General features: G+C 72.3%; 12 protein-coding genes. 6 read left to right on the top strand and 6 right to left on the bottom strand.

Features of this window, described 5'->3' with window-relative positions; genetic code table 11:
* Nucleotides 1-111: 111 nt before the first annotated feature.
* On the top strand, nucleotides 112-870 hold the full coding sequence (locus HNR40_RS09395; RefSeq protein ID WP_184959881.1) for a GbsR/MarR family transcriptional regulator: 759 nt from the start codon (nucleotides 112-114) through the stop codon (nucleotides 868-870).
* On the opposite strand, the gene HNR40_RS09400 is transcribed toward HNR40_RS09395, so the two are convergent.
* Together HNR40_RS09400 and HNR40_RS09405 are read right to left on the bottom strand one after the other, a co-directional pair.
* Complete coding sequence (locus HNR40_RS09400) at nucleotides 839-1,636, bottom strand: CPBP family intramembrane glutamic endopeptidase (RefSeq protein WP_184959882.1); 798 nt, start codon at nucleotides 1,634-1,636, stop codon at nucleotides 839-841. The two genes, HNR40_RS09395 and HNR40_RS09400, sit on opposite strands and share 32 nt — an antisense overlap.
* Nucleotides 1,637-1,716: 80 nt before the next feature.
* The gene (locus HNR40_RS09405; RefSeq protein ID WP_184959883.1) at nucleotides 1,717-3,552 is read right to left on the bottom strand and encodes an AMP-binding protein; all 1,836 of its coding nucleotides are present in this window, start codon (nucleotides 3,550-3,552) and stop codon (nucleotides 1,717-1,719) included.
* Between the two features lie 365 nt (nucleotides 3,553-3,917).
* Between HNR40_RS09405 and HNR40_RS09410 the strand changes: the two genes are divergently transcribed.
* The 4 genes from HNR40_RS09410 to HNR40_RS09425 are packed head-to-tail and all read left to right on the top strand — an operon-like array spanning nucleotide 3,918 to nucleotide 9,925.
* The gene (locus tag HNR40_RS09410; RefSeq protein WP_184959884.1) at nucleotides 3,918-5,312 is read left to right on the top strand and encodes an asparagine synthase-related protein; all 1,395 of its coding nucleotides are present in this window, start codon (nucleotides 3,918-3,920) and stop codon (nucleotides 5,310-5,312) included.
* 1 nt (nucleotide 5,313) lies between these two features.
* Nucleotides 5,314-7,104, top strand: coding sequence for an alpha/beta hydrolase family protein (locus tag HNR40_RS09415; protein ID WP_184959885.1), 1,791 nt, complete (start codon nucleotides 5,314-5,316; stop codon nucleotides 7,102-7,104).
* Nucleotides 7,101-8,537 carry an asparagine synthase-related protein gene (locus HNR40_RS09420; RefSeq protein ID WP_184959886.1) on the top strand — a complete coding sequence of 479 codons (1,437 nt, stop codon included), beginning with the start codon at nucleotides 7,101-7,103 and terminating at the stop codon, nucleotides 8,535-8,537. The genes HNR40_RS09415 and HNR40_RS09420 overlap by 4 nt, the downstream gene beginning before the upstream one ends.
* Nucleotides 8,534-9,925, top strand: coding sequence for a hypothetical protein (locus tag HNR40_RS09425; RefSeq protein WP_184959887.1), 1,392 nt, complete (start codon nucleotides 8,534-8,536; stop codon nucleotides 9,923-9,925). Before HNR40_RS09420 ends, HNR40_RS09425 begins: the two co-directional genes overlap by 4 nt.
* Here HNR40_RS09425 and HNR40_RS09430 read toward each other — a convergent pair.
* The gene (locus HNR40_RS09430; RefSeq protein WP_221340188.1) at nucleotides 9,900-11,606 is read right to left on the bottom strand and encodes a TfuA-like protein; all 1,707 of its coding nucleotides are present in this window, start codon (nucleotides 11,604-11,606) and stop codon (nucleotides 9,900-9,902) included. The genes HNR40_RS09425 and HNR40_RS09430 overlap by 26 nt on opposite strands.
* Nucleotides 11,603-12,721 (bottom strand): YcaO-like family protein, encoded by a 1,119-nt coding sequence (locus HNR40_RS09435; RefSeq protein WP_184959889.1) that lies wholly within the window; start codon nucleotides 12,719-12,721, stop codon nucleotides 11,603-11,605. Before HNR40_RS09435 ends, HNR40_RS09430 begins: the two co-directional genes overlap by 4 nt.
* A 277-nt stretch (nucleotides 12,722-12,998) precedes the next feature.
* On the opposite strand from HNR40_RS09435, the gene speB reads away from it, so the two are divergent.
* Nucleotides 12,999-13,838: an agmatinase gene (gene speB, locus HNR40_RS09440; RefSeq protein ID WP_184959890.1), complete on the top strand. Its 840-nt coding sequence runs from the start codon at nucleotides 12,999-13,001 to the stop codon at nucleotides 13,836-13,838.
* On the opposite strand, the gene HNR40_RS57110 is transcribed toward speB, so the two are convergent.
* Together HNR40_RS57110 and HNR40_RS09450 are read right to left on the bottom strand one after the other, a co-directional pair.
* Nucleotides 13,835-15,625, bottom strand: coding sequence for an ABC transporter ATP-binding protein (locus HNR40_RS57110; RefSeq protein ID WP_184959891.1), 1,791 nt, complete (start codon nucleotides 15,623-15,625; stop codon nucleotides 13,835-13,837). The genes speB and HNR40_RS57110 overlap by 4 nt on opposite strands.
* Nucleotides 15,622-16,569 (bottom strand): phytanoyl-CoA dioxygenase family protein, encoded by a 948-nt coding sequence (locus HNR40_RS09450; RefSeq protein WP_184959892.1) that lies wholly within the window; start codon nucleotides 16,567-16,569, stop codon nucleotides 15,622-15,624. Before HNR40_RS09450 ends, HNR40_RS57110 begins: the two co-directional genes overlap by 4 nt.
* Nucleotides 16,570-16,574: the final 5 nt, after the last annotated feature.

The raw sequence follows: 16,574 nt of genomic DNA on the forward strand, positions 1-16,574 counted from the left end.
GCATTGCAATGATTATGACGCTGATTGCAATGGATGATCACGTCCCGCATTGCAATGGAGCTGGAGTGATTGCATACTGTGCCGCAGTCGGCAGATGGGAGACGAGCGCCGATGCCCGGAGACAGGCTCACCAACGAGGACCGTCAGCTCATCGCCGCCGGGCTGGCCGAGGGGCTCGGGTTCGCGGAGATCGGCCGGCGTCTCGGGCGGCCCGCCTCGACCGTCATGCGGGAGGTCAACCGCAACGGCGGAACCGACGGCTACCGGGCGCAGCGGGCGCAGGAGGCCACGAAGCGACGTGCCCGCCGGGAGAGGCGGGCCCAGTCTCCGCCGCCGCCCCTCGGCGACACCAGCCATGGCCGTGACCCCCAGGCGGTCCACGACTTCACGGAATCCTTCGCCACGCTCCTGGAGCAGCAGGGGATGCCGCGCATGGCGGCCAGGGTGCTGGCCTGCCTGTGGGTCACCGACTCCGGCACCCTCACCGCCGCCGACCTGGTAGAGCGGCTTCGTGTCAGCCCCGCGTCGATCTCACAGACCATCGCCCTGCTCGAACAGCAGGGACTGATCAGGCGGGAACGCGCTCCGGGCGGACGCCGCGAACGCTACGTCGTCGACGACGAGCTCTGGGTACGCTCCACGCTCGCGGCCCTGCGGATGAACGACGCCCTGGTCGCCGCCTCGCAGAGCGCGGCGGCGATCCTCGGCGCCACGACCCCGGCCGGCGTCCGCTTCGACGTCTCCGCCGAGTTCCTGCTCCTCGTGAACGGGGCCCTCCGGCAGGTCATGGAGCAATGGCAGGAAGGCCACGCCGCCCGGAAAGGGCTTCATGACGCCCTCACATCTGATAGCCGGAGGCGAGGGCGATGACGCCGACCACGGTCATCAGCAGCGCCGAGCCGGGGTGCATGGTGATCGAGATGCGGATGTCCTGCTTCTTCCAGGCGAGCCAGACGCCCGGGTAGAGGAAGACGAGCTTGGACAGGACCGTCCAAGGGGCCCAGAAGTGGTAGACGGAGAAGAAGAACGTGTTGAAGAACGGAGCCCACTTGCCGAGCTGCGGAAGGCGGGGCAGCAGGAAGCCGCGGAAGTAGTACTCCTCGATCAGGGGCAGGGTGAAGCCGGTGAACGGCGCGCAGATGAGCAGCGTGGTGAGCACGAGGTCCGGCGAGTAGCCCTGGAGGTAGGCGGTGCCGTCGGGGCCGGCGCCCTGGTAGTTCACCCAGGTGAAGAACCAGTCGTAGACGATGTTGTCCAGTGGGGTCAGCGAGAGGGAGACGACGGTCATCCACACGAGGCACGCGGCCCCCAGCCAGATGACCTTGCCGCGGGAGAGTGGTTTGTCGTGGTAGCGGACGACGCCCTTTATCGTGAAGCGGCCGGTCTGTTTCTTGCCCAGCCACAGTAGGAACAGCTGGAGCGGGAAGAGCACGATCGCGAGGGCGATGGCCCAGGCCATGAAGATCGGGTAGCCCATGGACCGGACCAGGGGGGCGGCGATGAAGGCGTACACGGCGACGATTAACGCGCCGGGCACCAGGTGCAGTGCGATGGAGAACGGGACGGAGTGACGGTCGGCGAGGAGCTTCGCGACGAAGCCATTCGTGTTGGCCGGGGCCGGGGTTGCTGTGTTCATGCCGGGAAGTTTGTCTCCGCGCCCCTACACGGACCTGACATCGCTCTGACACGGCTACGCGTCGCCGTGAAAGCCCCAGGTCATGGGGCGGGTTGGTCCCATGACCTTCGCAGGGCATCGGACAGATCTCCGGCCCGGGGATAGCGCAGGACCAGCGCGGGTCTGACGCTCCGGCCGGTACGGCGTTCCAGCTCGGCGGCGAGGCGTGTGGCCAGCAGGGAGTGGCCGCCCAGCCGGAAGAAGTCGCTGTCCCGCTGGATCGGCTCCACGGCCAGGGTGGCGCGGAAGGCGGCGAAGACCGTCCTTTCCACCTCACCCTCGGGCGTTTCCGTCCCTTCCACCTCGGCCTCGGGCGTTTCCGTCCCTTCCACCTCGGCCTCGGGCGTTTCCATCCCTTCCACCTCGGCCTCGGGTGTTTCCGGCCCGGCGACCTCGGGCCGGTGCGCGCGCACGTAGTCCTCGGCCAGCAGCCGTTTGCGCACCTTGCCGTTGGGTGTGACGGGCAGTTCGTCGAGCACCACGATGTCCACCGGCACGTGACTGCCCGGCAACCGCTCCGCGCAGTAGTCGCGCAGCCCGGCCGCCAGTTCTGTGGGCGTCTCCAGGACGACTGCTGCGGTTACCGCCCGGCCGAGTGCGGTGTGCGGCACCCCGAACACGGCCACCTCCCGGACGGCCGGATGGGTGCGCAGCGCGGCCTCGACCGTCGCGGAGGCGATGTTCAGCCCGCCGGAGACGATGACGTCGTCGGCCCGTTCCACGAAGTGCACCAGGGCGTCGTCGTCGAGCCGGCACAGGTCGCCGGTCGCGATCCAGCCGTCGGCCAGGTAGCGCGTGCCCGTCTCGGTGGCGCCCGCCGGCTCCAGGTAGCTCAGTACCGGGCCGGTGTCGCGGAGCCAGAGCTCGCCCACCTGCCCGGGGGCCACGTCCCGGCCCGCGCCGTCCACCACGCGGGCGTCATCGCCCAACCGGCCGAGCGCGGGTGGGCGGCCCGGCAGGCACCGGTGCTGAAGACCCGCGCCGCCCTCGGCGATCGTGTAGACGTTGAAGATCTCGGCCTGCGGGAACACCTCGGCGAGACCGTCCACGGTGGGCTGGTCCAGCGGGGCCGAGGACGACACCACCGACCGGATCCGCGCCGGCGCGCGGCCCTGCCTGCGCAGGGCGGCCACGGCGAGCCGTGCGGTGGTCGGCACCAGGCTCATGGCGCTCACCCGGTGCTCGTCGATCAGCGCGGCCAGCCGTTCCGGCGCGAACGGCTGGCCGAGCACCACGTGCACCCCGTTGATCAGGCAGCTCTTCAGCACGGACTGCGCCGCGTTCGTGCCGATCGCCACGGCGGTGAACAGGGCGTTGGGCTGCGCCTCCGGGACGTCGTCGTCCTGCTCCCAGTCGTCGGTGAGGGAGCGGTGGCTGCTCAGCACGGCCTTGGCCGCGCCGGTGGTGCCGGAGGTGAGGATCACCGCCGCGGGATCCGTCTCGGCACGACGCACCGCCTCCGAGACAGGCGGTGTGGCAGTGGTCAGGGCGGCGGCGGTCGACAGCCAGCCGCCGAACGCCATCGCGTCCGCTTCAGGGTGTGCTTCCCCGACCACCAGACCGGCCGCGCCCACCTGGGCGGCGGTGGACAACAAGTGTGCCCGGGGGACGGGCGCGCGTACCGGAACGGCCACCCCGCCCGCAGCAAGCACGCCCATGAAGCAGGTGGCGAAGCGGAGCCAGTCGCCGTCCTCGAAGGCGAGCACCACCCGCTGCCCCGGCCGCGCACCGAGGGCGGCCAGCCCCGCCGCGTCCCGCCGCGCGCCCAGATGCCAGCTCAGGTAGTCGAGTGTGCCCACCCCGTCGACGGTGAACGCCGGCGCCGCCGGGTGGGCGGCTGCCCTCCGGGCGAGGACGTCATGCAGTAACCCGGGCAACAGCGGTCCCTCCCCGCACATGGCGTACCGGGCGATCTTCTCACCATAGGCGCCACAAGTCGCCATGATCAGACCGCCCAATTGGGATAAACGTTCATCATTGACGCTATTACCGCTTATTTCTAAGAATCGTCCTCGAAATTCGCACCGATAGGAGGTACGAAATGGGGCACAGCGACCTACCACGTGACAGCTGTGGTGGAGTGCGCAGGTGCGGCGGCAATCTTCTCGTCGCCAACGCCGTGCAGCCGAAAGAATCGGCCGTCCGCCGTAATGTCCGCGCAGTCTCCGAGTTCTGGTCAACGTTCCGGGCATCGCGCAAGATGCTGAACAAGAGCCGGTAACTGTTGCGATCAGAGATCAGCATGACTGGAGGGGTTTCGGACGCCCTGTCCGAGCCCCTCTACTTGCGACCGGAGGACGGCGCGCTCGACCGTGATCCGCTGCGCCTGGTCACCCCGGCGAAGCGGTTCTCCCTGGAACCACTGGCGCTGCTCCTGGACGGGCTGCCGTTCGAGGCGGAGTTCCCGCCGGAAAGCCCCTGGGAGGGCGTGGTACGGCACCGCCCACCTCTCGACCTTCCTCCGCTGGGCTCCACGGACGACGCGGCATTGGGCGAGGAGTTCGCCGCGGCCGTCTCGCGCAGCCTCGGCGACGCGGAGTCCGCCGTGGTCCTGCTCTCGGGCGGCATGGACTCGTGGGCCGTCTTCTCGCACGCCTGGCGGCAGACGCAGCGCGAGGGACGGCGGCTGAGCGCGGTCGTGTGGAACCTGCGCGACCAGTTCGGCAAGGCGACCGCCTCACTCGTGCACCGCCAGCTCCAGGCCGTGGGCATCTCCTGTGACCTGCACGTCCTGCCCGCCGAGTGGCACGCGCTGCCCGAGCCGCTCTGGTCGCCGCTCGGCCCCCGCCACGACTACTACACCCGCCTGCACCAGGCCACCGTGGACCACGCCACCGGCATCGGGGCGAGCGTCCTGCTCAGCGGCCAGGGCGGCGACGAGGTGCTCGGCGCGTGGAACCACCTGTCCGCCTCGCTGGCACGCGGACGCAGGTGGCGGGACCTGCGCAGCTACCTCACGAGCTTCAGCCAGGCCGACTCCCTGGTGGAGGTGGCGGGCGAGGCGGCAGCGCTCGCCGCGCGACGGCTGCCGTCACACCTCTCCTTCCAGCTGTACGTGGCTACCGCGCTGCGCGACGTCGTCAACAGCGGCCGCCCGTCGGTGCTCACCGGCGGCTACCGGGAATCGGTCAAGGGCTGGACCGAGGGCTGGCTGGCGGACAGGTTCGCGTCGTTCGGGGAGGCGGGCGGCGACTGGACGACGGCCAGCCTGCGCGACTCCATCTTCCCCTGGGCCTACGACGCGCATCCGCTCGGGGCGCCGATCCGGCAACGCTCGCCGTTCGTGGACGAGCACTTCGTGCGCTACGCCTTCGGGCTGCCGCCGGCCACCCGGTTCCGGGCCGAGGGGCCGTACCCGTACCAGTGGTACAAGGCGCTGCACCTGCGGCTGTTGCCCGCCGCGCTGCGCCCGATGCTGCCGGGCTACAAGCAGAGCTACTCCGACGCCTTCCGGCGATACGTGCTCGACGTGCTGCCCGAGGGGCCGACGCTGATCGAGGAACTGGGGCTGATCCAACCCCTGGACCGGCTCGACCTGGAGCGGGTCCATCCCCGGCTGCCCATCGTGGTGCGCAACGTGGATCAATGGGTGGCGGGCGCTCTGGAAGCCGGCGCCGAGCCGGTGAGCGCTCACTAGCATGAACGGCGCGGCACGCAGGTGGTTCGGCGCGGAGCCGGCCGTCAACCTCGCCCTGTCCCCCGACGGCCGGGCCGTGAGCTGGCAGAGCGAGCAGAAGCCGGGATTGTTCGTCTGGCGCCCGGAACACGGCGTGCGCAGGCTCCGGCCCGGCCGGATCGTGGATCACGCGTGGTTGCCCGGGAGCCGCGCGCTGGTCGCGGTCGTCGCGGGCCGTACCGAACAAGTGATCGTCCTCGACGAGGCCGCCGGACGGACGGCCGACGTCACGCCCGAGGGCCTCGCCGGGGTCCACGTCGTGGACCGTGACCAGCCGCGACGGGGAAGCCTGCTGCTGGGCGGCGTCGGCGCGGACGGGCGAGCGGCGTGGCACGTGCTGTCCTCGCCCGGCGGGCCGGCCCGTCGCGTGGCCGCGCCCGGTGCGGCCGGACGCCTGTTCAGCGACGCCGGCGACCGGCCGTGCGCGGCCACCGCCCGCGCGGAGGACGGCTCCCTCGTCGTGTACGCGGCGGAGGCGGACGCCTGGCACGAGGTGTGGCGCTCGCGTCCGCCCGGCTCCCTGGTCACCCATCCCGTCGACGTCACGGCGGACGGGCTCGGCCTCTACCTGTCCGGCCCCTGTCGCGACGGGTTCCTCGGTGTACGCCTGCTGGACCTGCGTACCGGCAAGACGCGGACGGTTCTCGAGGACGGCGAGCACGACCTCGACGTCGTGCTGCATCCGGCGACGCGGATTCCACAGCTGGCGCTGGTGTCGGGAGCCCGCCAGGGCCTCAGGCCGCTCGACGCCGAGCTCGCCGCCGACCTGTCCGTCCTCACCTCACGTCATCCGGGTGAGCTCGAAATCGTGGGCCTGACCAGGGACAACACCGTCTGGCTGGTACAGGCCGACGACGGCGAGTCCGCGCCCAGGCACCTGCTGTGGAACCGCGGCGACGGCACCGCCCACCCCCTCACCGCCCGGCGACCGGGCCTGATGCGCAGGGCGAACCGGCGGGCGCTCGCGCCCACCGCCGCCGTGACCGTTCCCGCGCGCGACGGGCTGACGCTCGACGGCTACCTGGTCACGCCGGCCGTCGGCGCGCCGCCGTACCCCAGCGTGCTGCTCGTGCACGGCGGGCCGTGGTCGCGCGACGTGTGGGGCCTCTCGCCGCAGGCCCAGTGGCTGGCCGAGCTGGGGTACGCGTCGCTGCGGGTCAACTTCCGCGGTTCGGAGGGGTACGGCACGCGCTTCCTCGACCTCGGCAGGGCCAGCTGGGGCGGCGGGATGCAGGACGACCTGGAGGACACGCTGCGCTGGGCGGTCTCGGAAGGGCACGTCGACCCGGACCGGGTGGCCGTCATGGGGCAGTCGTACGGCGGGTACGCGGCGCTCATGGCGGCGACCGCCCGGCCGAAGGCGTTCGCGCTGGCCGTGGCCATCTGCGCGCCCACGGATCTGGTGGCCTTCATGCGGTACGTGAAGCGGTCGTCGCACCACGAACGCGCACATTTCCTGCACCGCGTGGGCGACCCGGACGACGACGCCAGGCGCCTGCGCGCCCAGTCGCCCCTCACCCACGCCGCCGGATGTCATACGCCGGTGCTGCTCGTGCACGGCCGGGACGACCCGCTGGTCCCCTACACCCAGGCCACCACCATGGCCGACGCGCTCGCCGAGCACCGCCGCCCCCACCACTGCCTGGTGCTCTCCGGCGAGGGACACGGCATCACCAGCCCCGCCAACCGGGTCCGGCTCGCCCGGGTGGTTGGCCGACAGCTCGCGTACCACCTCGCAGGGAGGCCCACATGACCAGCCCTCAGGACACGCACCTGACACCACCGCGGGCCGCGACCGAGGAGCGCCCGTCCTTCCGCTACGTCACCGCCCCCGACAGACTCGCGCCGTTCATAACCAACCCGACATACCGAGAAACCGGCTCGGAACATGCCGCGAGCCCCTCAGGTGTTTACTCCCTGGCAGCGCTGGCGACCTGGTTCACCTGGCCCGCGCTGAGCACTGATCTGTTCCCCGCCGCGCCATGGGTAGGGCTTGAGCGTGTACGGCACGCGCCGCCCCGGCCCCGTGGCCACGCCCGCCCCGGCGAGCTGCGCGACCGGCTCGAAGCCGCGGTAGAACGGGCGATCGGCGACCGGGAGCACGTGGCGGTCGCCACCTCGGGCGGGCTCGACTCCGCCGCGCTGCTAGCGGTCACCGCCCGGCTCTGCCGCCGTACCGGCAGACGGTTGATGACCGTCACCATGGACATCCCGGACGACCGGGGCCGCCGCCCGAAGGTGGTCGTGGACCGGCTGCTGGAGTTCCTCGGGCTACGCTGCCTCCACCTGCGCGTGGACACGGCCCCCCGCCGCTGGCCGGAGCCGGACTGGTGCGAGCACGGCCCCCGCTTCGACGGCTTCCCCCGGCTGCACCGCGGGATGGCCGAGCTCGCCGCCGACGCGGGAGCGCAGGTCCTGCTCCACGGCAGCGGCGCCGACCAGCTGCTGGAGGCTCCCGGCTACATGGCCGCGCGCCTGGCCCGCCAGGGTGCATTCGGCGACCTGGCCGCCTACCTCAAGGACGCTGCGGCCGGCGGCGGCCCTCCCCTGCGGGAACTGACGGCCGTCCTCGCCGGAGGGCTGAACCGCGGAATCTCCTCCGCCCTCTACTGGCCGACGGCCTGGCCGCAACGGACCCAGGAACCCGGCTCTGCCCTGCTGACCGAGGAGGTCCACGAGGCGGCGTGCGCCTGGGAGCGCGACTACCGGCAAGAGTCGGCCCGGGTCGCCGCCGAGGCGGGCATGTCCTGGGCGGAGGCGCTGATGATCCACCGGACCTTCCCGTACGACGTCGTGGTACCGGCCACCGAACTCCCCGAGGCCGCCCCCTTCTACGACCCGGCCTTCGCCGAGTACGCCCTCCACCTGCCCGTGGCCGCCCGTTACTCCTCGGCCTACGAGAACGAGTACCTGCGCAGGAAGCACCTGGTCACCGACTTGCTCCCGGAGGGGATCGGCTCCGTGCTGCCGCCGTACCGTCAACGCGGCTCGCGCTCTTACTCCCGGTACTGGCGGCTGACGCGCGTGGAACCGACGCTGGCCATGGAGCGGGGGCTGCTGCGGCCGGACTGGCGGACGCGGTGCCGGGACACGTTCGAGGTGGCGACGGCCAGCGCGGTGGAGCTGTGGCTGCGCGGCGCGGAGGAACGCGGCGCACGCATGGCCGACTCCGGGGCGACGGCGTGACCACCCGGCCCGTCCCGGGCATTCCGGTGCGCGCTGTGGGCAGGATCGACGTGGGCGCGCTGGCGTTGTACCTGTCGCGTCCGTCACTGGCGCTGGGGGTCTACCCCGCCTCTCCATGGCTGGAGCCCGGGGACTCGCAGGGCACAGCCGATGACAACGTGCCCGGCAAGACCGATCCCCGTGAGCTGGGTGAGCGGCTGGCGGAGGCCGTTCGGCGGGCGGTCGGGTCCCACCGGACGGTGGCTGTCCTGCATGACGGGAGCCTGGGCGCTACGGCGTTGCTGGCGGCGGCGGACGCGGCCGGACGAGCGGTGGGGGCCGAGGTGACCGTCGTGGTGGCCGACCATCCCGACCCGCAGGGCGCGAGCGTGGGCGTGCGGGCTCAGCAGGTCATCGCGCTCCTCGGCGGGCGCCACCGGTTCCTCCTGGCCGAAGCCGACCGGCTGCTCGATCGGCGCGACCACGTGCCCGGGGAAGGTGGGTCGCGCGGCCGTACACCGTGGGAGGAGGGCCCGGGGGATCGCGTCGGGTGGAACCCCGTCGCGCCCGACCTCGGGCGGACGCCCCTGGTGCGGGCGGGCGAGGCCAGGGCCGCGCAGCTCGGGGCGTCGATGATCCTCACCCCTGACGGCGGTGAAGAGCTTCTGCAGTCCGGGCCCCTGCCGGTCCCCTCCGGGCTCGCGGAACTGCGGGCCGCGAGTCGTGGGCTGGCCGACGGATGGCAGGTGGAGGGCGTCGCCGCGGCGCTCGCGGACGCCGCCGCCATGCTGGGACGTGGTGCGGCGGCCCGGCGGCTGCGTGCCCGCCTGCAGGTGGCCCAGGCGCCGTTCGCACAGGTGCTGGGCAGGGCGCCGCGGGTGCTCGCGCCGGACCTGCGCGCCCACGTGGAGGCGTGGACGGCCGGTTGGGTCAGCCGGTTGGCCGAAGACCTGGCCGACGATCCCGACCCGGTCCGCGCGTACGTGCGGGCCCGCATGGCACGTTTCGCCGGTCCGCATCCGGCCTCGGTGGCCGCCGCGGCGCCGGTTCCGCGCGCGGCGCCGTTCCTCGACCCCGGCTTCATCGCGTGGGCGCTGCGGCTGCCCCCGAGCGCCCGCTACGACGCCCGCAGGCCAACGCCCCACCTGCGACGCAACAGGCTGCTGATCTCGCTCATCCCGCAGGCAGCCCACAGCGCGCTCCCCGCCACGCCCCCTCCCCCGCCGTCCGGCACGATCCCCGCCGCACGCCTTCCCCAAGCGTCCGGCGAGTACCCGCTGTGCCGCGAGCTCGGGCTGCTGGTTCCGGGAGAGGAAAGTGCGCCGACGGAGGTCCGGGCCAGGCTGACGGTGCTGGAGGAGTGGCTGGCCGGGTACGAGCAGGTCAGCCCAGGCCGAAACGGCGGTTGAACGCCTCGCCGAACGGGCTCACGAGGCGGCGCCGTACGGCCCCGCCCAGGACGGACCGCAACCGCATGCCAGGCGATGGCCGGGTACGCCCGGTGGTGGGCTGCCAGAAGAACGTCACCGACGACGTGGTGCCGTGCCCTTCGACGAGGTGGCCCCAGTAAAGGGGGATGTAGAGCGCCTCACCCGCCCGTACGGTGCACCGCAGCGGCGAGCCCGGCCCTTCCGACACGGTGGAGAAGTCGATGCGGCTGAAGTTGAACCGGTAGGAGTACCACGGGTGGAAGTTCAGGTACCGATGATCCTCCGGCGGGTACAGCAGCACGTCCTTGGCCCCGCTCACCTGGCACAGCAGGGCCTGTTCGCTGCTGTGGTAGTGCAGCGCGGTCACCGTGTCGCGGCCCAGGAAGAACGCCAGCCCCAGCTCCGGCGCCCCACTCAGGCAGTCCGGAACCGACAGGTCCTCCGCCAGCTCCGGCAGCAGATCCAGCAATGGCGCCTGGGCGAGGTAGCAGCGCTCGGCCTCCCCGGGTGAGGTGAGGAGGTCGAGGTAGCGGTCCATGCGCAGGGAGGACTGCACCCAGCTTCCGTAGTAGGAGCCGGACGGGTAGAGCTCGACGGGCACCCGCGTCGCGCCGACCTTCTCGCGGAAGTAGCCGGGGTTCCAGCGGTCCAGGGCGGGCCAGCCGTCAAGGGCGCCTTCGATGAGGACAGGGCGGCGGGCCCGTTCGAGTTCTCGCACGTCACCGATGTCCGCGGCCTGCCGCCGGGTCACCTCGGCCGCGCGGATCGCCGTCCCGGCGGGCCGGCTCGGCAGGCTTTCCTCCGGCCGCTCGCTGATCGTCTGCCTGCCGTCACCGTTCACTGCCCTGGACTCCTTTCGCCGTTGGCCGCGCCGGCGGCCGGCCGTTCGCCTGTCTCCGTGGGCCGCTCCGGACGGCGGGTGCCCGTCGCCCACGACGAGCTCGCCCCAGTTCTCCGTCTGCTCGAATGGCCACGCCGGCGGCGAGGGCGGGCCGGCGCCCGTTTCGAGCCACCGCCCCATCTCGGCCAGCAGCCGCTCGGCGTCCAGCCGCTTCTGGTCCAGCGCGCCCCCGGGCAGCCATGCGCGCAGCCGATCGAGGTGCGCCGCTGCCTCGGACTCGGCGGCGTGGTCGAGAAGGGCCGCCCAGTCCCGGTCGGGGTAGTACATGTCCTTGGCCCGCGCCGCCAGCGCCTCGGCCACGTCCGCGTCGAGGATCTCCTCCCGTACGGCTGCCGCCAGCGTCGCCCTGATGTTGACCATGGGTTCCGACATCGGGCGGTATCCGCCCTGCGCCGGGGCGTGCAGCACCGCCACCTCGTCGTCGTCGGTCAGCAGGCCCAGCCGGTACTGCTCCGCCACCTCGCCCACCGGGATCATGCCGAACGGGGCCAGCTCGGCGGCCCGGAGCGCGCCCATGCTGGCGGCGCCGTACACCCTGATGCCGAGTGAGAGGGCGTAGAGGATCTCCTTGTGCCAGACGGCGGGGACGCGCTCGAAGTACCCGTCCACGATCCCGATCGCGGAGGGACGCTCGCGTGCGGCGCGGTAGACGCTGCCGAGCTCGGCGGGCGGCCGGTAGTCGGCGGGCAGGATGCGCGCGGCCTCCTCGACGGGCAGCGTGGGCCCCAGGAACACCACCGGCGGACGCGGGACGCTCACTCTTCCCATGGCCGCCACCGCAGTCCGGGCACGACCGCCTTGACCACCGGCACGCCCAGCTCTTCGATCGTCAGATCGACCACGACGGCCGAGGTGGCCAGCCGGGCCACCAGCCAGTCCAGGTCTTCGTTGGTCGTCGGGTGGTCGATGTCGGGGGCCTCGGTGAAGTCGCGCATGGGCTGGTCGGCGACCGCGTCGCCGACGGCGCGCCGTTGCTCGGGGTCGAAGTACCAGGTCTGCCGCTCGCGGCCGATGTCGTCGCGCGAGCCCACGATCACCGTCGCGCGGGCCTGCGCCGCTTCGGTGAGGGCGCGGGACAGCGCGATGGCCCGGCGGGGATGGCAGCCGGAGCCCTGTGTCTGGGGCAGGGGGTGGTACCAGGGCGTGTCGGTCTCCACGGCCAGGCAGTTGAAGACGGGCGCCCCGGTCTCCGAGGTCAGGTCCCAGATCAGCACGTCGATCCCGGCCTGGCGGAACCGTTCGAGCAGCGCCTGGCAGCCGCTGTCGGAGATCGACTCCGGCCGCACCATCCGCCGGGCGGCGAACATGTCGCCGGCGTCCTGCGCGGCGACGATGGCGTCACGTTCGACGAGCTCGCACAGGGCGTGGACGGCGGCCTCGATGAGGCTGTTGCCGGAGGCCAGGCCGTTGGAGCCGTTCTGCACGGAGTGGTCGCCGGGCGCGATCGGCACCCGCCAGTCGCAGTGCACCGCCTCGTACGGCACCCAGACCGGCTCGCGTCTCATCAGGTCCCAGCCGCGTGCCCAGCGCATCGCGCGATCGGGGTCGTACCCGCTGCACGGGCAGCGGACGAGCGTCATCGGATCGAGTACGGCCTCGCCGCCGTCGGCCAGCGCGCGGAAGCTGTCGTAGCGGAGCGGCAGGTGGTGGGTCTCGGCGTGCCACAGTTCGAGCGACTCCATGATCGCGGACACCTTGGCGGCCTCGGCGGTGACGCCCTTGCCCTGCGAGACGGTCAGGCTGCGCGAGGCGGGGCGGATCGCGCACCAGACCGGGATCCCGATCCGGTCCATTCCGGTCACGTTCGCCACGCGGGTGATCCCGGCGACGGACATGGCGGGCGACACCCGTTCGAGGGTCGCGGCCGGGCTCACGGCTCGATCCGTGCCGTCACGGTACTCCTTGCGGATCGGCCGCGCCCATTCGGCGGCCCAACGGCCGGATAATTCCGTAACAAAGGAATGAGAAATGAGATTCCCCCTATTGCCGCATCCGGTAGACGGTGTTGTGCGCGCGATCTTTGATCTATGCTGCCGACCGATAACCAAAGAGACAAGTGTGCGATTGGGGATATGAGTGCCCACGCGGACGTTTCATGACATTCCCCCGTCAAATGACGGCAGGTTCGAGGGTCGTCCGAGTGACGTGGCCGTGCTGGGCATACCCGTCGACTCGGGCACCGGCGGCCGGCCGGGCGCGCGCTTCGGCCCGGCGGCCATCCGCGACGCCTCCACCCTCATCGCCGGCAACCTCTACCACGTCGGGCTGGAGACCGAGATCTTCGAGCACCTGAGGATCGTCGACGTGGGCGACGTGCCCGTCACCCCCGGCCAGCACGAGCGCAACCTGGACGCCGCGGAGAAGTGGGTGCGCGAGCTCATGTCCGTGACGGAGCAGGTGGTGGTGCTCGGCGGCGACCACTCGGTGCTCCTGCCGGTGCTGCGGGCCGTGGCCGACAAGCACGGCCCGGTCAGCTTCGTGCACTGGGACGCGCACGCCGACACCTGGGACGGCGGCCCGGAACGCCTGCTCACCCACGCCACGGCGGTCCGGCGGGTCATCGAGGAAGGGCTGACCAACCAGGTGTTCCAGCTCGGGCTGCGCGGCTACGGCCCGTCCAGGGAGACCTTCGCCTGGGCCGGGGAGAACGGCGTCGAGCACTGGACCATGATGGACGTCGAGGAGACCGGGCTCACCGACATCATCCAGCAGGTGATCTCCACGATCACCGGCAAGGTCTACATCTCCATCGACATCGACGTGCTGGACCCCTCGTACGCGCCCGGCACCGGCACCCCCGAGCCCGGCGGCCTGACCAGCAGGGAACTGCTCGCCGGCATCCGCGACCTGGTGCTCAACACCGACGTCGTCGGCATGGACGTCGTGGAGGTCGCGCCGCCGTACGACCACGCCGACATCACGGCGCTGGTGGCCAACCGCTGCGTGCTGGAGTTCCTGGCGGGAACGGCCCGGCGCAAGACCGCCGGCTAGCCGGACCGGGCGGCGTACTCGGCGCACAGCCGCGCGTAGCTGCCGCCCCGGGAGATCAGCTCCTCGTGGGAGCCGTGCTCGACCAGGACCCCGTCGTCCAGCACGAGCACGCGGTCGGCGGTCTGCGCCGTCTCCAGCCGGTGGGTGATCAGCAGGACGGTCCGCCTGCCCCGCTCGGCGCGCAGCCGCTGGATCAGCGCGGCCTCGGCCTGGACGTCGAGCGCCGCGGTCGGCTCGTCCAGCACCCAGACGGGCGCGTCGCGGTAGAGGACCCGCGCCAGCGCCAGCCGCTGCCACTGCCCGCCGGACAGGTCGCGCGCGCCGGGAAACATCCGGCCGACCAGGTTGTCCGCTCCCTGAGGCAGTCGCGCGACCAGCCCGTCCAGCCCACCGGCCCGCAGCGCGAAGTCCAGCCGCTCATGGTCAAGCGGCCGATCCGCCCGCCCGAGACGGACCGATTCGGCCACCGTGAACTCGTAGCGCCCGTACTCCTGGTAGAGCACGCCGATCAGCTCCCGCAGCCGGGCCGGGTCCAGCCCAGCCAGATCGGCCCCATCCACCAGGATGCGCCCATTGACCGGCCCGAGCAGCCCGAGCAGGAGCTTGACCAGCGTGGACTTGCCCGCCCCGTTCCGTCCCACCAGCACGGTGAACTCGCCGGGCCGGAGCGTGAACGACACCTCGCGCAGCACCGGCGACCCGCCCGCGTAGGCGTACCCGACGCCCTGGAACTCGACCTCCGGCACGTGCTCCACGACCACGGGCGCGGCCTCGGAAGGCGGATCGGCCGGCCGGGCCGGCCCGTACGCCAGCGCGACGAAATCGGTGAGGTAGGCGGCGTGCTCCTCGATGTCCACCGCGATGGTGAACAGGTCCACCGTGCTGCTCACCAGGGTGTTGAAGGCGGTGAAGACCAGGAACAGCTCGGCCACCGTCAGCGCCCCCGACTGCGCCTGACCGGCGGCGAGGTAGTAGGCCACCACCAGGCACACGGCGCTCAGCACCCCCGCGACCAGCCCGCGCGCCACGCTGTGGCGGCTCGCCGCGACGACCGCCCGCAGCGCGCGGCGGCTGATGTCGTCGTGCATCCGCGTGAACGGCGCCGCCAGCCCGTAGCTGCGCACGTCCTTGGCCAGGTCGTAGCGGACGAGCAACTCGGTGAGGTAGTCGCGGCGGCGCTCCAGCTCGGTGGTGCCCCGGCGCGCGAGATAGATGGCCCTGGCCTCCAGCCGCCGCTGCACCAGCAACGGCACGCCGGCCAGCAGGGCCAGCCCGATGAGCCGGAAGTCCAGAACGGCCAGCACGCCCACCATGCCGGCCAGCGAGACGATCTGGCCGCAGAACTCGATGAGGATCCCGGCGATGGCCGCCGGCCGCCAGGTCACGCCGTCGTGTGCCCGTGCGACGGCGTCGTACCATGCCGGATCGTCGAAGCGCTCCAGCGGCGCGAAGCCCGTGACCCGCAGCAGCCGCTGCTCGGCGGTGATGCCGACCAGCTCGGTCAGCTCCTCGCGGCGCACGGACAGCAGCGCGGCGAGCGCCACCCGCGCCGCGGTCAGCCCGCCGAGCACGAGGATCCACGTCGTCGCCCGGCCGTCGTCGCCCTGCGAGAACGCCTCGACGATCTCGCGCACGATGAGCAGGAGTGCCGCGGGCAGCGTGGACACGGCCGTGGACAGCAGCATGACGAGGACCAGGAGCCTGGGTGAGGCCTCGAAGCAGAGCCGGATCGCCACCCTGGCCGCGCCGGCCCCGCCCTCTTTCCCGGGCCGGCGGGTTGAGGTCACCTCCGACCGGACTCCACGTCGAGCAACCGGGAGGCCGGGTGCGGGAGGAGCTCGTGCCAGCTCTCCTGCCGGTCGGGCAGCAGGAACTCCACCTGCCGGACCCGCAGCGGCACCCGCAGCCAGCGCCGCTGGGCCCAGCCGGTGGCCAGTTCCTCCCAGCCGGGCACGCGCGGGTAGTGGTGCGGGCGCAGCGAGGCGAAGCAGACCGCCTCACGCGCGGACTGGTAGCGGTACTCGACGGCTCCGCGCAGGTACGGCGAGAGGTTCTCGTCCACGGCCCGCGTCGCCAGCGCGTGCAGCACGACCACGTCGCCCGGCCCCAGGTCCGGGGCCCGCCACCAGTCGCCCTCGTCCGGCCCGACCTCGGCCTCGACGCCTCCGGTGTCCAGCACGGTCAGCGGGCGTACCCCTGGCACGGAGCGCTCCCGCAGCACGCGCAGCGCGCCGCCGTCGGCGGGGAACGGGGTGAACGGCACCCAGGCGGTCAGCACGTCCGGGGTGCCCTGGACGTAGGTGTGCTCCTGGTGCGGCGGCACCCAGAAGCCGGGGTGCACCAGGCTGACCTGGCGCCGCGTGTGGTTCAGCAGGTGCTTGCCGAGGACGGCCCGCATCACCCGGATGACCTCGGGCGCGTGCGCGAGTTCGTGCATCAGCTCGACCCGCTGCAGGTCCTGGTACATGCGCCACCAGCGGGGGCTGCCGTCGCGGCGGTTGGCCGCCGGACGCGGCTCGGCGTCGTTCCCGTCGTCGGCCAGCCACTCGTGGCGGCGGAGCACCTCGGTGAACCGGGCGCGCAGCTCGGCCAGGCGCGCCTCCGGCAGCAGGCCCCTGAACAGGAGCATGCCGTGCTCCCGCAGGCGCCGCCTGAGCGCGTCGGGATCGCCGGCGATCGGGGTGGAGTCCTCGGCGACCACTGTGACGCCGTCGTTCTGCAGGCTCATCATGCTCC

Source organism: Nonomuraea endophytica, assembly GCF_014203235.1.
Taxonomy (GTDB): domain Bacteria; phylum Actinomycetota; class Actinomycetes; order Streptosporangiales; family Streptosporangiaceae; genus Nonomuraea; species Nonomuraea endophytica.

Coding starts and splice junctions, on each gene's coding strand:
- HNR40_RS09395 (WP_184959881.1), top strand. CDS start 112: ATGCCCGGAGACAGGCTCACCAACGAGGACCGTCAGCTCATCGCCGCC.
- HNR40_RS09400 (WP_184959882.1), bottom strand. CDS start 1,636: ATGAACACAGCAACCCCGGCCCCGGCCAACACGAATGGCTTCGTCGCG.
- HNR40_RS09410 (WP_184959884.1), top strand. CDS start 3,918: ATGACTGGAGGGGTTTCGGACGCCCTGTCCGAGCCCCTCTACTTGCGA.
- HNR40_RS09415 (WP_184959885.1), top strand. CDS start 5,314: ATGAACGGCGCGGCACGCAGGTGGTTCGGCGCGGAGCCGGCCGTCAAC.
- HNR40_RS09420 (WP_184959886.1), top strand. CDS start 7,101: ATGACCAGCCCTCAGGACACGCACCTGACACCACCGCGGGCCGCGACC.
- HNR40_RS09450 (WP_184959892.1), bottom strand. CDS start 16,569: ATGATGAGCCTGCAGAACGACGGCGTCACAGTGGTCGCCGAGGACTCC.